Genomic DNA, 18388 nt, shown 5'->3' with positions numbered 1-18388 from the left:
GGTAATCGAGCTTGAGGTTAACTGATTACAGACCCGGTGGCGAGTGGTTTTATATAAATTTCTATAGGTTTTTTTGATGTAAATTAAAACATTCACTGAACGGCTACTTTATCACCAATCGGGCGTAATTAATGCGCAAATAAGCGGCGGCTTAAGCAGGTAATTCCGGCGTTAGCGCTGATTTTCAGCGGGTTCTGACTGGACAGGGGATAATAAGAGAAAATGTTAAGGCTTGTTTGCCATCATGTTTTCTTTTGATGGCAAACTGTTAGGTTGCTAATAGTTTTTTTAAACATTCAATAAGCGCAGGCGGGTCACTTTTTGCTCTCCGGTTACCTGCGCTAAACAATTATCCGCGTGGCTTGTATTTGCCAGGCAGCGTGCGATATAGCCACGCCACCAGTTTGTCGCTGGCCGGCGTTAATAACCACCAGCTCAGTCCAACTAATATTACCGACAGCGAACCCACGGCAATATCGGTAAACCAGTGGGCGCCGGCCATTATGCGCGGCAGAGCAAACAGCACCACAATCAGCACGCCGGTTAAAAATGCCCGGAAGCCGAAATAGCGCCACATAAAGCAGGCAAAAATAATCAGCATCATGCCGTGGTCGCCAGGAAAACTGTCGCGCGAGGCATCCTTTGCCGGAATACCGGTGAGTTCACTGACGCGATGGACGTTATCAAAAAACAGCGTCGGGCTGGCGTGTTTCACCGGCAGCAGATGTCCCAGCTGGTTAAGCAAAACTGCCGTCAGCAGCATAGTTATCCCGATAGCCAGCATACGACGACGGCCTTCAGGCGTTTCGCGTCGCCAGAAGGCGAGGTAGAGCAGCCCCATCGCCAGCAGTGAAACCGCATCAAAACCGCGATAGTTGGTAATCGCCACCAGGACGGCAAATGCGTGGTGATCGACCATCAGATTGTTGAAGCTGAAAAAGATCCCTTTATCGATAGTGAACCAGAAACCGTGATTGGCTGGCAGATACCACGAGAGAAATAGCATCACACCCAGCGCATTAAGCAGCAGGATGGTGACAAGACGTGTTGCGCGCATAAAAAGTAACACCCAAAAAGTGAAATAACGGGCAAACCTATCGCAATTAATTTAAACGAATCTTCAACAGCGAGGTCTGCAGAGCATTCCAGTCGGCTGGCTGATGATGGATCAGTTCAATACGGCTGTCGGGAGGCGCGACCGGACGGGTTTCAATAAACAGATCGTCCCCCTGTCGGTTAACGTTCACCAGGCCATCTGGCGTACGCAGCACGCCTTTTACCCGATCGACCGGCGCACGTCGCGCCCATTCCAGCAGTGGAATGGTATCAAACTGCGTCTCTTCATCGAAAATCCAGCCACACGAAGCATAGCCCTGACCTTCATTTAACGCACGCCGCCAGCGCGCCTGACCCTCCAGTTTCAGCGCCGCCAGTCCCTGCGGGCGGGTGCTGTGAGCGTGGTGGAGTGCGTCCGGAACCGGGCGATCGTGTTGTGCAGGGTGTGTCAGCAGCGCCGGATCTATTTTCCCCCAGGCTGTCTCTGTCAGCAGGCGATCGCCCAGATTGTCCCGCTGCCAGTCCGCCAGACGCTGGCGATCTTCCGGCTGCCAGCGATCGCTTTTACTGGCGACGATAATGTCAGCGGCAGTGAGCTGATCGCGAAAATTTTCGTTTGCGGCCACACGCGCATCAGCAAGCTGACGCGGATCGAGCAGCGTCAGCGTCGCATCCACCGTTATCCATGGCTGATAGACGGCGGCGCGCAGCATATTAAGTAACTGTTTGGGATGGCCAAGGCCGGTGGGTTCGATAATCAGACGATCGGGTCTCGCCTGTTTCAGCAGCATATTAAGCCCGACCTGCAGCGGCAGACCGTTAACGCAGCACATGCAGCCGCCGGGGATCTCTTTTAGTTCAGCGCCGCGGTTGGCCAGCAGGGCGCCGTCTATACCGACTTCGCCAAACTCATTGACCAGAATAGCCCATTTTTCATCGGCCGGTTTATGCGCAAGCAGATGCAGCAGCGTGGTGGTTTTACCGCTGCCGAGAAAGCCGGTAATGAGGTTGACGCGCGTCATAGTTTCTCCCTGTGGCCTGCTGCTGTCTGGCAGGCAGTGAACTGAGCGCGCGGCCGGTAACGCGGGCCGCGCCGGATGTTGTTATAGTATAACAACCTGCCGGGCGCGGACAACGCAGCGATCAGTCAGCGCGGCTCATATAGCGTCGTTCAGCTACGTGAATGCGAATACGGTCGCCGTTGCTGAGGTATTCAGGCACCTGCACCGAGAGGCCGGTACTCATCACCGCGGGTTTGGTGCGCGCGCTGGCAGAGGCGCCTTTGATGCCGGGCGTGGTATCAGCAATCACCATATCCACCGTCTGCGGCAGCTCCAGCGCCAGTACCTGGCCCTCCATCGTCAGCACCTGCATACCGGGAATACCGCCCTCCGGGATAAACAGCAGCTCTTCGGCAATCTGCTCCTGCTTAAAGTTGTAGGGCGTGTAATCTTCATCATCCATAAAGACATATTCGTCGCCGTCGATATAAGAGAAGGTCACCGGGCGACGGCTCAGCTGAATGGCATCGATAATATCGTCGCCTTTAAACCGCTCTTCGACCTTGAGGCCGGTACGCACATCGGTAAACCGCATTTTATAGAGCGTGGCTGCACCGCGTGCGCTGGGACTCTGCACATCAATATCCTTCACCAGCAACAGCTTGCCGTTCCAGGTCACGGCCATTCCTTTTTTGATTTCGTTTGCCTTAGGCATGATGTTATTTACTCAGAAAAGAGAGGTGCGCGTCACGTTACGCGCGCGACCGGAAACAGGCAAGTAAGGCCCTGTAAAATTGTTATCTGCACATAGCTTTCAGCAGGCGGGGCTGCTATTGTCGCCGCGAAATCTCTGCCGGAGCGCTTCATGTTATGCCGCGACCAGTGCGGTGCCTGCTGCACCGCGCCCTCAATTTCTTCGCCTATTCCGGGTATGCCTCATGGCAAGCCCGCCAATACGCCCTGCGTTCAGCTGGATGCGCAGCAGCGCTGCCAGCTGTTTGGTTCGCCGCTGCGTCCGGCCGTCTGTGCTGGCCTGCAGCCTGGACCGGAAATGTGTGGCAGCAGCCGGGATGACGCAATGATCTATCTGCTGCAGCTTGAGGCAGAGACGGCACCCTGAAAAGCTGTAAGCCTGCTGAAAATCTGCCCCACCCGCCGCCTTTACTTTCAGCAAACTCATCAGCTGAGGCGTGCGAAAAATCTTAATTTCCCGATGAAGTGTGCGTAGCGTCAAAGATCTGTTCTTTGGTTTACGCATTTTCTTGCCTCGAAGAGCCGCCTGTACCATATTCCCTGAAACGTTTCAGCGTTGTAGTTGCGGCTAAGTGGCTGTGATGCAGCGTGTTTTTTCGCCATTAAGCTGAAACGATTCAATTCAGCAAGCGAGGAGAGATATGTTCCAGCTCGAAGTTCAGGCCATCCATACCGGCGCCACGGCACAGACAAAAGAAGACGCTATTCGTCAGGTTGCCGCCGCGCTGACCGCAGCAGGCAACGTTGCTGAAGGCTATGTCAGCGGCATGCTGGCTCGCGAACAGCAGACCAGCACCTTTCTCGGCAACGGCATCGCTATTCCACACGGCACCACCGACACCCGTGACCTGGTGCTGAAAACCGGCGTACAGGTTTTTCAGTTTCCCCAGGGCGTAGAGTGGGGCGAAGGGCAGATTGCCTATGTGGCTATCGGCATCGCCGCTAAATCAGATGAGCACCTGGCGCTGCTGCGTCAGCTGACGCATGTGTTAAGCGATGACAGCGTGGCAGAGCAGCTAAAAACGGCCTCTGCTGAGGATCTGCGTGCGCTGCTGATGGGTGAGAAGCAGGGAGCTGAATTTACCTTTGATACCTCGCTGATTGCGGTGGATGTCGCGGCGAGCGATCTGATCACGCTGCAGGCGCTGAATGCCGGTCGTCTGCAGGCGGCAGGCGCGGTTGACGCCGCATTTATCACCGACGTTATCTCCCGCACGCCGCTGAGTCTGGGGCAGGGGATCTGGCTGAACGACAGCGCGCAGGGTAACCTGGGCAGCGCTGTCGCGGTAAGCCGCCCGGCGGTGCCGTTTGACCGGCAGGGCGAGCGCGTGGCGCTGCTGCTGACGGTTGCCGCAGTGGATGAGCGTCCGCTGGAGGTGCTGGGCTACCTGAGTAACCTGCTGCAGAACAATAAAGCTGAACGTCTGCTGAAAGCGGATGCAGCCGGCGTACTGGCGCTGCTCACCAGCGAAGTGGATGAAGCCGCTGAAGTGCTGACCGCAGAATTTACCATTCGCAATGAGCATGGCCTGCATGCGCGTCCGGGCACTGCGCTGGTCAGCGTTATCAAGCAGTTTAACAGTGATGTCACGGTTACCAACCTTGACGGCAGCGGTAAGCCCGCTAACGGCCGCAGCCTGATGAAAGTGGTGGCGCTGGGCGTGAAGAAAGGCCATCGCCTGCGCTTTACCGCCAGCGGTGATGATGCGCCGCAGGCGATGCAGGCTATCGAAGAGGCCATTAATTCCGGTCTGGGCGAGGGGGCAGCATGAGCCGTCGCGTCGCCACCATTACGCTGAACCCGGCGTATGACCTGGTTGGCTTTACGCCGGAGATAGAGCGCGGTGAAGTCAATCTGGTCAAAACCACCGGCCTGCATGCAGCAGGCAAAGGGATCAACGTTGCCAAAGTACTCAAAGATCTCGGCATCGACGTCACCGTCGGCGGCTTTCTTGGCCGGGAAAATCAGGATGGCTTCCAGCAGCTGTTCAGCGAGCTGGGAATAGCCAATCGCTTTCAGGTCGTGCAGGGGCGTACCCGCATCAACGTAAAGCTTACAGAGAAAGATGGCGAGGTAACCGACCTCAACTTCTCCGGCTTTGAAGTAACCGCGCAGGACTGGGAGCGCTTTACCGCAGATTCACTCACCTGGCTCGGCCAGTTCGATATGGTCTGCGTCAGCGGCAGCCTGCCGGGCGGCGTGACGCCAGAGGCGTTTACCCGCTGGATGAGCGATCTGCGTACGCTCTGTCCGTGCATCATTTTTGACAGTAGCCGTGATGCGCTGGTTGCGGGTCTGAAAGCCGCCCCGTGGCTGGTTAAACCAAACCGGCGCGAGCTGGAGATCTGGGCTAACCGCAAGCTGCCTGAATTGCAGGATGTGATTAACGCGGCGCATGAACTGCGCGAGCAGGGCATTGCTCACGTGGTGATCTCGCTCGGCGCAGAAGGTGCACTCTGGGTCAACGCATCTGGCGAATGGCTGGCAAAACCGCCGGTCTGTGAGGTTGTCAGCACGGTCGGTGCCGGTGACTCCATGGTCGGCGGCCTGATTTATGGCCTGCTGATGCGTGAATCCAGCGAACATACGCTGCGACTGGCTACCGCCGTGGCGGCAATGGCTGTCAGCCAGAGCAACGTCGGCGTAGCCGATCGTACCCGGTTGGCCGCGATGATGGCGCGCGTCGACTTACAACCCGTTAACTAACAGCAGGAGAGCGATGATAATGAAAACGCTGCTGATAAAAGATTCTTCACTGGGACTGGCCTCCGCACATCTGGCTATCGAACGTCTGCGTGCTGCAGCAGCACAGGCCGGACTGGAGCTGGTCAGCGCTGCCGCTGAAGCCGAACTGATTCTGGTTGCCGGCGACAATATTCCGGAAGATACGCAGCTGACGGGCAAATCCGTAGCGCGCGTTGATGTGCAGCAGGCGCTGCGCGATCCTCAGGCGGCGATAGCACAGGCGCAGGCAAACGCGCAGCGCTGGCAGCCCGCAACCGCACCGGCAGCCGGGGCTGCCGCAGCACCGGTTACGGCCAGCGCGCAAAAGCGCATTGTCGCCGTGACCGCCTGTCCGACCGGCGTCGCACACACCTTTATGGCGGCAGAAGCGATTGACGCGGAAGCGAAAAAACGCGGCTGGTGGGTAAAAGTCGAAACCCGTGGTTCCGTTGGCGCGGGCAACCCGATCACTCCGGAAGAGGTGGCCGCCGCCGATCTGGTGATCGTGGCAGCGGATATCGATGTGGACCTGGCGAAATTTGCCGGCAAGCCGATGTACCGCACCTCCACCGGCCTGGCGCTGAAGAAAACGGCGCAGGAGCTGGATAAAGCGCAGGCGGAGGCGAAAGTTTATCAGCCCTCCGGCAGCCAGAGCGCCAGCGCACAGGGCGACAGCAAAGAGAAAGCGGGCGCCTACCGTCACCTGCTGACCGGTGTCTCCTACATGCTGCCGATGGTGGTTGCAGGCGGCCTGAGCATTGCGCTGTCGTTTGCGTTCGGGATCACCGCGTTTAAAGAGCCGGGCACGCTGGCAGCAGCGCTGATGCAGATCGGCGGCGGCAGCGCATTTGCGCTGATGGTGCCGGTACTGGCAGGCTTTATTGCATTCTCCATCGCCGATCGTCCTGGCCTGACGCCTGGCCTGATTGGCGGCATGATTGCCACCAGCATCAATGCCGGTTTCCTGGGTGGTATTATCGCCGGCTTTATCGCCGGTTATGCGGCGAAGTTCCTGAGCAGCAAAGTGAAGCTGCCACAGAGTATGGAAGCCCTGAAGCCCATTCTCATTATTCCGCTGGTTGCGAGCCTGATCACCGGCCTGCTGATGATCTACGTGGTGGGTAAACCGGTTGCCGGTATCATGAGCGGCCTGACCAGCTGGCTGGCCAACATGGGCACCGCAAACGCCGTGCTGCTGGGCGCCATTCTTGGCGGTATGATGTGTACCGATATGGGCGGTCCGGTCAACAAAGTGGCCTACGCGTTTGGCGTCGGGCTGCTGAGTTCGCAAACCTATGCGCCGATGGCCGCGATTATGGCTGCGGGCATGGTGCCACCGCTGGCGATGGGTTTGGCGACGCTGGTTGCACGCCGCAAGTTCAATAAAGGGCAGCAGGAGGGCGGCAAAGCGGCGCTGGTGCTGGGTCTCTGCTTTATCTCTGAAGGGGCCATTCCGTTTGCGGCGCGCGATCCGATGCGCGTGCTGCCGTGCTGCATCATTGGCGGAGCCGTGACCGGCGCCATCTCAATGGCGATTGGCGCGAAGCTGATGGCACCTCACGGCGGTCTGTTTGTGCTGCTGATCCCCGGTGCGATTACGCCGGTGCTGGGCTATCTGCTGGCGATTATCATCGGTACCGCGATTGCCGGTCTCGGTTACGCCGTGCTGAAGCGTCCGGAAGAGGAGCTGGCGAAAGCTGCATAATCCGACGGACATAAAAAAAGGGAGCTAAGGCTCCCTTTTTTATTGTCCGCTATCCGGCGTGCTGCTCAGCTTTAAGCCAGGCGATCTCATCTTTCCAGATATCGGGATTGATGGTTTCCAGTATCAGCGGAATGTTATCGAAGCGCGCATCTTTCATCAGCCAGCTGAACACGGTTTTGCCGATGTTGCCTTCACCCAGACTGTGATGGCGATCGACGCGGCTGCCAAGGGCACTTTTGGCATCGTTCAGATGCATACCGCGCAGATAGTTAAAGCCCACCACGCGCTCAAATTCGGCAAAGGTAGCGACACAGTCAGCTTCGGTGCGCAGATCGTATCCGCCGGCGAAGGTGTGACAGGTATCAAGACAGACCCCCACGCGCGATTTATCCTCGACGTGCGCAATAATGGTCGCAAGATGCTCAAAGCGATAGCCGAGGTTACTGCCCTGGCCGGCGGTATTTTCAATCACCGCGACGACGTTTTGCGTTTTATCCAGCGTGATGTTGATCGATTCGGCGATGCGCTTCAGGCACGTCTCTTCATCAAGCTGCTGCAGATGGCTGCCGGGGTGGAAGTTCAGCAGCGTCAGGCCAAGCTGGTCAGCGCGCTGCATCTCATCCAGAAACGCGGCGCGTGATTTCTCCAGCGCTTCGGCCTCCGGGTGACCCAGGTTGATCAGAAAGCTATCGTGCGGCAGGATTTGCGCGGAAGAGTAGTTATACCGCGCGCAGGCGCTTTTGAACGCGTCAATGGTCTGCGCAGAGAGCGGTGCGGCTTTCCACTGACGCTGATTTTTTGTAAAGAGCGCAAAGGCGGTGGCCTCCAGCTCATGGGCGCGGATCACTGCCTGATCCACGCCGCCGGATGCGCTGACGTGTGCACCGATATATTTCATGCCGCTCTCCTGTATGGGCGTTAACTAAAGCAAAGCGCACATGATAGCGGAAGCGGCTATGCCATGAAATGTTGCACCAGCAAATTCAGCGCGCCGCCGCCGACGATGAGCCAGCAGAACATCATCAGCCCCAGCAGCAGCGGTTTTGCGCCCGCCTGTTTCAGCGCGGAGAAGCGCGTGGTCAGACCCAGCGCTGCCATCGCCATCGCCAGCAGCAGGTTGGCCAGCTGGTTCAGCGCGCTAACCACTCCGGCTGGCAGCAGCTGCAGTGAATTCACCAGCGCGACCGCGATAAACAGCAGTGCAAACCACGGAAAGCTGCGTGCAGACGTTGCCGTGCGCGGGCCGCGCTGCCGGAGCCAGCTGCCCAGCAGCAGCAGGAAAGGGGCCAGCATCATGACGCGCAGCATCTTGGTGATCACCGCCATATTCTCTGCTTCAGCGCCTATGGCGTGCCCGGCGGCTACTACCTGCGCCACCTCATGCAGCGTGGAGCCGGTAAAGATGCCAAACTGCGCGGCACTGACAGCGGGCAGCAGTGCAAACAGCGCGGGATAAAGCAGGATGCCGGCGGTACCAAACAGCACCACGGTTGCCACCGCCACCGCCACTTTCGAGGCGTCAGCTTTGACCACGGGTTCCGTCGCCAGCACCGCCGCCGCACCGCAGATGCTGCTGCCGGCACCAATCAGCCACACCGTCTCGCGATCCATCTTTAGCAGCCGGATGCCAGCCAGGCAGGTAAGCAGGAACGTTGTGCCGATAATCAGCGTATCGATAATCACGCCGCGCAGGCCGACGCCGGCTATCTGCTGAACGGTGATGCGAAAACCAAAAAGAATAATGCCGAGGCGCAACAGGCGCTGTTTTGCCAGCAGCACACCGCTGTCGCAGTGGCTGGCGATACGCGGGTAAAAAGTATTGCCGGCAATAATGCCGCCAACGATCGCCAGCGTCAGCGCGCCCAGACCGACGTGAGACAGCCACGGCAGCGAGGTAAGCCAGGCGGCGCAGCCTGCCAGCGCCGCCGTTAGTGCCAGACCCGCCACCACCCGGCAGGGCGGAAGCACCGGTTTTATTATGCTAAATTCAGCCATTAACCACCTCCTGAGTATGGCAATAGCCTGCGCCTCTCTGATATAAAAGTGAAATTGATAATATCTTTATAATCGACCGGAATAAGTGATAAGGAGAAAGGCTATGTTTGTGCGTCTGCGCCGCTGGGCAAAGCTGATTAAGCGGGATGTCCTGACGCTGTGGTTTGCCTGTCGCGACCCGCGTACGGCATGGTGGTTCAAACTGATGGCGTTTGGGCTGGTAGCCTATGCGCTCAGCCCGATTGACCTTATTCCGGACTTCATCCCGATTATTGGTCTGCTGGATGATGCCATCATTGTACCGCTTGGCGTGATTATTCTGCTGCGCCTGCTGCCGCGCGATATTCGTATCAGCAGCGCTGAACGCGCGGAAGTACAGCGCGCGCGCGGAGTAAAAATTGTCAGTCGCGCCGGATTTGGCCTGATCCTGCTGATCTGGATCGGCATTATCGTCTGGCTGATACAGCGCTATATGGCCTGAGGAGCAAGCATGCATATTACGCTACGCCAGATTGAAGTGTTTACTGAGGTGCTGAAGAGCGGTTCCACCACCCAGGCCTCGCAGGTGCTGTCACTGTCGCAGTCGGCGGTGAGCGCGGCGCTGGCGGATCTCGAAAACCAGCTGGGAGTACAGCTGTTCGATCGCGTAGGCAAGCGGCTGGTGCTGAATGAGCATGGGCGGCTGCTCTATCCGCGCGCCGTCGGGCTACTGGAGCAGGCGGGTGAAATTGAGCAGCTCTTCCGGGAAGATAGCGGGGCGATCCGGCTGTTTGCCAGCAGTACCATCGGTAACTATTTGCTGCCGGGCATGATTGCCGCCTACCGGCGCGATTTTCCCGCACTTCCGCTGGAGCTGAGCGTCGGCAACAGTCAGGATGCGATTCAGGCCGTTGCAGATTTTCGCGTGGATATCGGCCTGATCGAGGGACCGTGTCACGAGCCGGATATCATCAGCACGCCGTGGCTGGAAGATGAGCTGGTGGTGTTTGCAGCACCCGACTCGGCGCTGCAGCAGCAGCCGGTGACGCTGGCAAGCCTGGCGGCGGCACCGTGGATCCTGCGTGAACGCGGCTCCGGCACGCGTGAAATTGTTGATTACCAGCTGCTGTCGCATCTGCCGCAGTTTCAGCTGGGTATGGAACTAGGTAACTCCGAAGCGATTAAACATGCGGTACGGCACGGCATGGGCATCAGCTGCCTGTCGCGCCGGGTCATTGCCGACCTGCTGGAAGCGGGCACGCTGGCAGAAGTGGCGGTTCCGCTGCCGCGCCTGACGCGCACGCTCTACCGCATTCACCACCGGCAAAAACATCTCTCAAACGCGCTCAACCGCTTTCTTGCCTACTGCTGTGAATAGCCGGCGGCGGCGGGTGCTGCTAATAATCGCCCGCCGATCATGAAGGTAACTAATAACCCGAGGTGAATGCTATACAGCGCAGGGTTAGCTGCTACAATCGCGCCTTATTTTTATCCGGCATAGCGTTTACACATGCATAATGACTCAAAAACAACACAACAACCTGGGCTGCGCCGTGAATTAAAAGCGCGCCACCTCACTATGATCGCCATCGGCGGCTCCATTGGTACCGGCCTGTTTGTCGCTTCCGGCGCCACCATTTCACAGGCCGGACCCGGCGGCGCGCTGCTCTCCTATGCCCTGATTGGGCTGATGGTCTACTTTCTGATGACCAGCCTCGGCGAACTGGCTGCCTTTATGCCGGTTTCCGGCTCCTTTGCTACCTATGGCGCAAAATATGTTGAAGAGGGCTTTGGCTTCGCGCTGGGCTGGAACTACTGGTACAACTGGGCGGTGACCATTGCTGTTGATCTGGTCGCCTCGCAGCTGGTGATGAACTACTGGTTCCCCGATACGCCAGGCTGGATCTGGAGCGCCACTTTTCTCTGCCTGATGTTCCTGATTAACTTCATCTCGGTTAAAGGTTTTGGCGAAACAGAGTACTGGTTCTCGCTGATTAAAGTCGCCACCGTCGTTATTTTTATCGTGGTGGGGATTCTGATGATCACCGGTATTATGCGCGGTGCGGAACATGCAGGCTGGCACAACTGGACCGTGGGCGATGCGCCTTTTGCCGGCGGGTTTTCTGCAATGATCGGCGTGGCGATGATTGTCGGCTTCTCTTTTCAGGGCACCGAGCTTATCGGCATCGCCGCCGGTGAATCTGAAGATCCGGCCAAAAATATTCCGCGCGCGGTGCGGCAGGTTTTCTGGCGTATTCTGCTGTTTTATGTGTTTGCGATTCTGATCATCAGCCTGATCCTGCCCTATACCGATCCGCAGTTGCTGCATAATGACGTGACCGATATCAGCGTCAGCCCGTTTACGCTGGTGTTCCAGAATGCCGGTCTGCTCTCAGCGGCGGCGATCATGAACGCAGTCATCCTGACGTCGGTGCTTTCAGCGGGTAACTCCGGTATGTACGCCTCAACGCGCATGCTGTTTAATCTCGCCCGTGAGGGCAAAGCGCCGCGCATCTTTGCAAAACTCTCCAGAGGCGGCGTGCCGCGCAATGCGCTGATTGCGACGACCGTAGTAGCTGGTCTCTGCTTCCTGACGTCAAAGTTTGGTAATCAGGAAGTTTACCTGTGGCTGCTTAATACCTCAGGTATGACCGGTTTTATCGCCTGGCTGGGCATTGCCATCAGCCACTATCGTTTCCGTCGCGGCTATGAAGCGCAGGGGCGCGATCTGGCCGATTTACCTTACCGCTCCGGCTTTTTCCCACTGGGTCCTGTCTTCGCCTTTGTGCTTTGCCTGATTATTACGCTGGGACAGAACTATCAGGCGTTCCTCGCCGACACCATCGACTGGTACGGCGTGGCGGCAACCTATATCGGTATCCCGCTATTTCTGATTATCTGGATGGGCTACCGGCTGACAAGCGGCAGCCGCGTAGTGAAATATAGCGAGATGGAGTTCCCGGTTTTTAAACAGTAAAACCTGGCGTGGCGGCATTCCAATCCAGACGTAGGGGGCGCATTTTTGCGCCCCTGGTTTCAGGCGATTCACCCAACCCAGGGCGGCATGAATGCCGCCCCTGTGATTGCACGATATGTAGGGGGCGCATTCATGCGCCCCGGGTTTATGCGATTCACCCGACCCAGGGCGGCATCAATGCCGCCCCTACAATTGCACGATATGTAGGGGCGCATTTATGCGCCCCTGCCGGTTTGAGCTTTGTTACAGAGATATAATTGATAATTATTATCACCTGCTCTATTGTGTCAGCCGTTATGATTACGGCTATACAGGTAGACTCATGCGTACGACGGATTCCGTGCTGATAGCGGAACACCCCCCTGAAGCTGACACCCTGACACGTTATCGTCAGGTGCTGCGTCAGCGACTGCTGCTGACTGGCGTACTGGTTGTTGCTATTCTCGCCTCGGTTATTCTCGATTTCACCCTTGGCCCGGCCGGGCTTACGCTGGAAACGCTCGGGCAGACCTTGCTGCATCCGGCCGCTATGGATGCCGGTACCCGCGTCATCGTCTGGGATATCCGTCTGCCCTATGCGCTGATGGCCGTGGTTGTCGGGCTGGCGCTGGGACTGGCGGGTGCCGAGATGCAAACTATTCTGAACAACCCGCTGGCGAGTCCCTTTACGCTGGGCGTCTCTTCCGCTGCAGCCTTTGGTGCCGCGCTGGCGATTATCCTCGGCGTCGGTTTTCCCGGCCTCTCCGATCAGTGGTTTATCTCCGCTAACGCCTTTGTGTTTGCGCTCTTTGCCGCACTGATGCTTGATGGCATTACGCGCTGGAGCAAAGTCTCAACCTCTGGCGTGGTGCTGTTTGGTATTGCGCTGGTGTTCACCTTCAACGCCCTGGTTTCCATGATGCAGTTTATCGCCAGCGAAGATACGCTGCAGGGACTGGTGTTCTGGACCATGGGTAGCCTGGCGCGCGCATCGTGGGAGAAGCTGGGCGTGCTGAGCGCTGCGTTTGCGCTGCTGGTACCGTTTTCCATGCTCAGCAGCTGGAAGCTGACCGCGCTGCGGCTGGGGGAAGATCGCGCCATTAGTTTTGGTATCGACGTGCGCCGTCTGCGACTGGCAACGCTGTTACGCATCAGCATTCTCTCGGCGCTGGCAGTGGCCTTTGTCGGCCCGATTGGCTTTATCGGCCTCGTCGCCCCGCATATCGCCCGCATGATGTTTGGCGAAGATCATCGTTACTATCTGCCCGCCAGCGCGCTGGTGGGCGCATTGGTGCTGTCGCTGGCCTCGGTTGCGTCGAAAAACCTGATCCCGGGCGTGATTATTCCGGTGGGGATCGTGACCTCGCTGGTCGGCGTTCCCTTCTTTCTGAGTATTATTCTGCGTCACCGGGGGAGCGTGTAATGGATTCAGGCTTACGTATTGAGCAGTTCAGCGCCGGTTACCCTAAGCGTCAGGTGATCGACAATCTGGACGTTGCCACGCTGCCGCGTGGCAAAATCACCGTGCTGCTTGGCCCGAACGGCTGCGGTAAGTCTACGCTGCTGCGCGCGCTGGCGGGCCTGGGTAAAGGCGAGGGCGCACTCTGGCTGAACGGCGTTGATTTAATGGCGCAGCCCTTCACGCAGCGAGCAAAGCGGGTGGTCTACCTGCCGCAGACGCTGCCGGCCGGGGTTCATCTGCACGTACTGGAATCGATTATCGTGGCGCAGCGCGCCTCGGGCGGCCTCCATAGTGCGGACAGCGAAGCAGAAATTATGGCGCTGCTTGAGCAGCTGGGTATCGCTCATCTGGCGATGCGCTACCTCGATCAGCTCTCAGGCGGGCAGAAACAGCTGGTAGGTCTGGCGCAGTCGCTGATCCGCCGGCCGGAGCTGCTGCTGCTGGATGAACCGCTGAGCGCGCTGGATCTCAACTATCAGTTTCACGTGATGGATCTGGTACGACGCGAAACCCGGCTGCGCAATATGGTCACGGTGGTGGTGGTGCACGATATCAATATTGCGCTGCGGCATGCTGACCACGCGCTAATGCTGAAGCAGGGCCGGCGTCTGGCGGATGGCATACCCGCAGAGGTGATTACGCCGCAGACGCTGGCGCAGGTGTATGGCGTGCGCGGCCGGATTGAGCACTGCTCGCAGGGCATGCCGCAGGTAATGATTGACGGGCTGGTGGCAGAGTCGCTGATGTAAGGCAGGGCGCGCATGAATGCGCGCCCTGCGCAGTATCGCCCTGCAGGGCGATACCGTTATACCAGCAGATGTTTCGCGTGAAAGCGCAGGTGATCTTCCACAAAAGTGGCGATAAAGAAGTAGCTGTGGTCGTAACCCGGCTGAATGCGCAGCTCCAGCGGGAATCCCTGTTCGCGCGCAATCGCCTCAAGGCGCTCCGGACGCAGCTGGTCCGCGAGAAACTGATCGCCGTCGCCCTGATCGATCAGCAGCGGCAGACGCTGCTCCGCCTCCTGCATCAGCAGGCAACTGTCCCATTCCCGCCACGCCTGGCGGTCGTCGCCGAGATAGGCAGTAAACGCCTTTTGCCCCCAGGGGACGTCGCAGGGATTCACAATCGGTGCAAAGGCTGAAGCGGAAGCAAAGCGTCCGCCGAGGCGCAGTGCCAGTACCAGCGCACCGTGTCCTCCCATTGAGTGGCCCATAATCGACTGCCGATCGCTCAGCTTGAAGTTATCCGCCAGCAGCGCCGGCAGCTCCTCGCTGAGGTAGTCAAACATACGATAGTGCGCCGCCCACGTCTGCTGCGTTGCGTTGAGATAGAAGCCGGCGCCCTGGCCGAGATCGTAACTCTCATCGTTAGCCACCGCGTCCCCGCGCGGGCTGGTGTCCGGCATAATCAGCACCAGACCCAGCTCTGCGGCCACGCGCTGCGCGCCCGCTTTGGTGGTGAAATTTTCGTCGCTGCAGGTCAGTCCGGCGAGAAACCAGACCGCAGGCGGCGGCGTATCAGCTTTGGGCGGCGGTAAAAAAATGCTGAACGTCATCGGGCAGTTCAGCACCGATGACTGATGTCGCCAGCGTTGTTGCCAGCCGCCAAAGATGCGGTGTTCTTCCAGCAGTTCCAGCGTGGATGCCATAACGCCTCCGGTTATTTGTTGAAGTGCACCACAGAGCGAATCGATTTCCCTTCGTGCATCAGATCAAAGGCGTCGTTGATCTCATCCAGCGCCATGGTATGGGTGATGAAATCGTTCAGCGCAAACTTGCCATCCAGATAATCCTGCACGATACCCGGCAGCTGGCTGCGGCCTTTCACGCCGCCAAACGCGGAACCCCGCCAGACGCGGCCCGTAACCAGCTGGAACGGGCGGGTGGAGATCTCTTCACCGGCACCGGCCACGCCGATGATGACCGACTCACCCCAGCCTTTATGACAGCACTCCAGCGCCGAACGCATGACGTTGACGTTACCGATACACTCAAATGAGAAATCGACGCCGCCATCGGTCAGCTCAACGATGACATCCTGAATAGGCTTATCGTAATCTTTCGGGTTGATCAGGTCGGTGGCACCCAGCTTGCGGGCCAAATCAAATTTGCTGGTATTGATATCGATAGCGATAATGCGGCCCGCTTTTGCCATCTGCGCACCGATGATCGCCGAGAGGCCAATACCGCCGAGACCAAAAATTGCCACGGTGTCGCCCGCTTTAACTTTAGCGGTATTCATCACCGCGCCCATGCCGGTGGTCACGCCGCAGCCCAGCAGGCACACCTCTTCCAGCGGAGCTTCTTTACTGATTTTCGCCAGCGAGATTTCCGGTACAACGGTGTACTCGGAAAAAGTAGAGGTGCCCATATAGTGGAAAATAGGCTGGCCATCTTTAAAGAAGCGCGTAGTGCCATCCGGCATCAGTCCCTTGCCCTGGGTGGCGCGGATCGCCTGGCAGAGGTTGGTTTTGCCGGAGAGACAGAACTTACATTTGCCGCACTCCGGAGTGTAGAGCGGGATAACGTGATCGCCCACGGCGACGCTGGTAACGCCTTCGCCCACCGCTTCCACCACGCCGCCACCTTCATGACCGAGAATGGCCGGGAAAACGCCTTCCGGATCTTTGCCGGAGAGCGTATAGGCGTCGGTATGGCAAACGCCGGTAGCAACGATGCGTACTAACACTTCGCCTTTCTGCGGCGGCATCAAATCCACTTCTTCGATTTTCAGCGGCTCGCCAGGTGCCCAGGCAACGGCGGCACGGGTTTTAATCATGTTCATGCAATCCCTCTTGCGGTAGATGCGGGCCAGTGGCCCTGGTGGTCATTACTTATTTCAGCAGCGTCTGCTCGCTGTCCGGCAGCGGATGCAGCAGGCCGTCGTGCTGTGGCCGGTCATCAAACATATCAATAATCAGGTATTTCAGCGCCTCGACGTTCGGCGTAAACGCATCGCGTCGCCACATCAGCCAGGTAGCGGTATCGCGATAGAGCGGCGGCAGCGCGTGCTCCTGTACCCGCTCGCGCGCCGGCATCTGCGCCAGCACGGAGGCGGGCAGCATTGCCACGCCGCCGCCGCCCGCCACGCAGGCAACCATCGCGTGATAGGACTGGATCTCCATGACGTTGCGCGGTGCGCTCTGGCTGTCGCGGTACCAGCTCTCCAGCCGGGTGCGGTAGGAGCAGCTGTTGCCAAAGGCAAACAGCGTATCCTGCTGGGTATCGCGTGCGCTGAGGATCGGCGGATGTTCAGGGCTGGAGATCAGCACCATCTCTTCGCTGAAGGCGATACAGCCGTTCAGGTCATCATAGGGAGCCGGACCATCAACCAGCGCCGCCGCCAGCGTGCCGGCGCGCACTTTGTCGATGATATCGCCCGATGTGCCGGTCACCAGGGAGAGCGCCACCGCCGGGTAGCGCTGATGATAGGCGGCCAGCAGCGCCGGCAGGCGGGTAGCTGCCGTGCTCTCCATTGAACCAAAAGCAAAATTGCCGCCTGGCTCACCGGCGCGGGCGATATTCAGCGCTTCATCGCTCAGCGCCAGAATACGGCGGGCGTAGTTGAGAAAATTATGCCCCATCGGTGACAGACGCATGCGCTGCTTCTCGCGGATAAACAGGTCAACCCCGATCTCCTCTTCCAGCTGGCGCAGGCGCGTAGTGAGATTAGAGGGCACGCGATGCAGCTGTTCAGCGGCACGCGCCAGAGAACCGGTATCGGCTACACAACAGAACATTCGCAGCTGAACTAAATCCATCTTCTCATCCCGTAAACAACAAGTGCAATGTTATTCATATTTTGTGAGTCTAAACTGCCCGCCGGCGGCTGGCAAGTGCGTTATTGCCGCTTTTGCAGTTTAGCCAGGCGCGCTGCTGATAAGTGTAGTGATAGCGACAGCAACAGCCGCTTTTTTGCGCCTTTTGGTGCCGCGCACGCGCACGTGCTGATTGCCAATCAGATTGATTACTGGATTAAGCCTGCGTTGTGTTTCACAATACGCGCTCAGAATTTCCCCCGCGGGCTATGTTCCGCGGGCGCATCACCTGCCGGAGAATGAGAACGATGAGCACCTTAAGTCAGGAAGCCGCCCTGGTTCATGAAGCGCTGCTGGCGCGCGGTCTGGAAACGCCGTTACGCGCCCCGGTGCGCGAAATGGATAGCGAAACGCGCAAGCGTGAAATTGCCGGTCACATGACGCAAATCATGCAGCTGCTGAATCTGGACCTGGAAGATGACAGCCTGATGGAGACGCCGCATCGCATCGCAAAAATGTATGTGGATGAGATTTTCTCAGGTCTCGATTACGCCAACTTCCCGAAAATCACCGTTATCGAAAACAAAATGAAAGTGGACGAGATGGTGACGGTGCGTGACATCACGCTGACCAGCACCTGCGAACACCATTTTGTGATCATCGATGGCAAGGCGACGGTGGCCTACATTCCCAAAGACAAAGTGATTGGCCTGTCGAAAATCAACCGCATCGTGCAGTTTTTCGCCCAGCGCCCGCAGGTGCAGGAGCGCCTGACGCAGCAGGTGCTGGTCGCGCTGCAGACGCTGCTTGGCACCACTAACGTGGCGGTGTCGATTGATGCAGTTCACTACTGCGTAAAAGCGCGCGGCGTGAAAGATGCGACCAGCGCAACCACGACCACGTCGCTGGGCGGGCTATTTAAATCGAGCCAGAATACGCGTCAGGAGTTCCTGCGCGCGGTACGTCATATCTGATCCCCAGGCGGCCCCGGTGCCGCCT

At 58.2% G+C, this 18388-nt stretch carries 18 protein-coding genes; 10 read left to right on the top strand and 8 right to left on the bottom strand.

Annotated elements, in window-relative coordinates; all coding sequences use genetic code 11:
- Positions 1-349: 349 nt before the first annotated feature.
- From F3J39_RS07135 to yeiP, 3 genes are all read right to left on the bottom strand, one after another.
- Positions 350-1057: a phosphatase PAP2 family protein gene (locus tag F3J39_RS07135; RefSeq protein ID WP_166714011.1), complete on the bottom strand. Its 708-nt coding sequence runs from the start codon at positions 1055-1057 to the stop codon at positions 350-352.
- A 46-nt stretch (positions 1058-1103) separates the two neighbouring features.
- Positions 1104-2078, bottom strand: coding sequence for a GTP-binding protein (locus F3J39_RS07130; RefSeq protein ID WP_071668038.1), 975 nt, complete (start codon positions 2076-2078; stop codon positions 1104-1106).
- A gap of 121 nt (positions 2079-2199) precedes the next feature.
- Complete coding sequence (gene yeiP, locus F3J39_RS07125; protein ID WP_065648868.1) at positions 2200-2772, bottom strand: elongation factor P-like protein YeiP; 573 nt, start codon at positions 2770-2772, stop codon at positions 2200-2202.
- A gap of 150 nt (positions 2773-2922) precedes the next feature.
- Here yeiP and F3J39_RS07120 point away from each other — a divergent pair, with 150 nt between their 5' ends.
- From F3J39_RS07120 to fruA, 4 genes are all read left to right on the top strand, one after another.
- Entirely contained in the window at positions 2923-3177 is a 255-nt protein-coding gene (locus F3J39_RS07120; RefSeq protein WP_071668037.1) for a YkgJ family cysteine cluster protein, read from the top strand.
- Positions 3178-3451: 274 nt separating this feature from the next.
- Positions 3452-4582 (top strand): fused PTS fructose transporter subunit IIA/HPr protein, encoded by a 1131-nt coding sequence (gene fruB / locus F3J39_RS07115; RefSeq protein WP_094111138.1) that lies wholly within the window; start codon positions 3452-3454, stop codon positions 4580-4582.
- Positions 4579-5517 carry a 1-phosphofructokinase gene (gene fruK / locus F3J39_RS07110; protein ID WP_039385473.1) on the top strand — a complete coding sequence of 313 codons (939 nt, stop codon included), beginning with the start codon at positions 4579-4581 and terminating at the stop codon, positions 5515-5517. Before fruB ends, fruK begins: the two co-directional genes overlap by 4 nt.
- Before the next feature lie 19 nt (positions 5518-5536).
- Positions 5537-7240, top strand: coding sequence for a PTS fructose transporter subunit IIBC (gene fruA, locus F3J39_RS07105; RefSeq protein WP_071668035.1), 1704 nt, complete (start codon positions 5537-5539; stop codon positions 7238-7240).
- Between the two features lie 49 nt (positions 7241-7289).
- On the opposite strand, the gene nfo is transcribed toward fruA, so the two are convergent.
- Positions 7290-8138 carry a deoxyribonuclease IV gene (nfo, locus tag F3J39_RS07100; protein ID WP_071668034.1) on the bottom strand — a complete coding sequence of 283 codons (849 nt, stop codon included), beginning with the start codon at positions 8136-8138 and terminating at the stop codon, positions 7290-7292.
- Positions 8139-8194: 56 nt separating this feature from the next.
- Positions 8195-9235, bottom strand: a complete 1041-nt coding sequence (locus F3J39_RS07095) for a YeiH family putative sulfate export transporter (RefSeq protein WP_071668033.1) — start codon at positions 9233-9235, stop codon at positions 8195-8197.
- A 103-nt stretch (positions 9236-9338) separates the two neighbouring features.
- Between F3J39_RS07095 and F3J39_RS07090 the strand changes: the two genes are divergently transcribed.
- The 5 genes from F3J39_RS07090 (at position 9339) to F3J39_RS07070 (ending at position 14381) form a co-directional block, all read left to right on the top strand.
- Positions 9339-9716 (top strand): YkvA family protein, encoded by a 378-nt coding sequence (locus tag F3J39_RS07090; RefSeq protein ID WP_039385465.1) that lies wholly within the window; start codon positions 9339-9341, stop codon positions 9714-9716.
- Between the two features lie 9 nt (positions 9717-9725).
- Complete coding sequence (gene yieE, locus F3J39_RS07085; protein WP_166714010.1) at positions 9726-10592, top strand: DNA-binding transcriptional regulator YeiE; 867 nt, start codon at positions 9726-9728, stop codon at positions 10590-10592.
- Between the two features lie 132 nt (positions 10593-10724).
- A complete protein-coding gene (locus F3J39_RS07080) occupies positions 10725-12191 on the top strand; it encodes an amino acid permease (protein WP_166714009.1) in 1467 nt (488 codons plus the stop codon).
- A 322-nt stretch (positions 12192-12513) separates the two neighbouring features.
- Positions 12514-13593, top strand: coding sequence for an iron ABC transporter permease (locus tag F3J39_RS07075; RefSeq protein ID WP_039385458.1), 1080 nt, complete (start codon positions 12514-12516; stop codon positions 13591-13593).
- Positions 13593-14381 carry an ABC transporter ATP-binding protein gene (locus F3J39_RS07070; RefSeq protein WP_094111860.1) on the top strand — a complete coding sequence of 263 codons (789 nt, stop codon included), beginning with the start codon at positions 13593-13595 and terminating at the stop codon, positions 14379-14381. The genes F3J39_RS07075 and F3J39_RS07070 overlap by 1 nt, the downstream gene beginning before the upstream one ends.
- A gap of 56 nt (positions 14382-14437) precedes the next feature.
- On the opposite strand, the gene fghA is transcribed toward F3J39_RS07070, so the two are convergent.
- From fghA to F3J39_RS07055, 3 genes are read right to left on the bottom strand one after another with little or no spacing between them, the layout of a single operon-like run.
- Entirely contained in the window at positions 14438-15280 is an 843-nt protein-coding gene (fghA, locus tag F3J39_RS07065) for an S-formylglutathione hydrolase (protein WP_166714008.1), read from the bottom strand.
- An 11-nt stretch (positions 15281-15291) separates the two neighbouring features.
- A complete protein-coding gene (locus tag F3J39_RS07060; RefSeq protein ID WP_039385441.1) occupies positions 15292-16416 on the bottom strand; it encodes an S-(hydroxymethyl)glutathione dehydrogenase/class III alcohol dehydrogenase in 1125 nt (374 codons plus the stop codon).
- A 49-nt stretch (positions 16417-16465) separates the two neighbouring features.
- Positions 16466-17392: a LysR family transcriptional regulator gene (locus F3J39_RS07055; protein WP_039385440.1), complete on the bottom strand. Its 927-nt coding sequence runs from the start codon at positions 17390-17392 to the stop codon at positions 16466-16468.
- Positions 17393-17697: 305 nt separating this feature from the next.
- Between F3J39_RS07055 and folE the strand changes: the two genes are divergently transcribed.
- Positions 17698-18363, top strand: coding sequence for a GTP cyclohydrolase I FolE (gene folE / locus F3J39_RS07050; RefSeq protein WP_039385439.1), 666 nt, complete (start codon positions 17698-17700; stop codon positions 18361-18363).
- Positions 18364-18388: the final 25 nt, after the last annotated feature.

The sequence above is a fragment of the Pantoea sp. Acro-807 genome, from assembly GCF_011752675.1.
GTDB lineage: Bacteria > Pseudomonadota > Gammaproteobacteria > Enterobacterales > Enterobacteriaceae > Pantoea > Pantoea eucrina.
The sequence above is the reverse complement of the archived record's forward strand: the minus strand, read 5'-3'. Positions and strand labels throughout refer to the sequence as shown.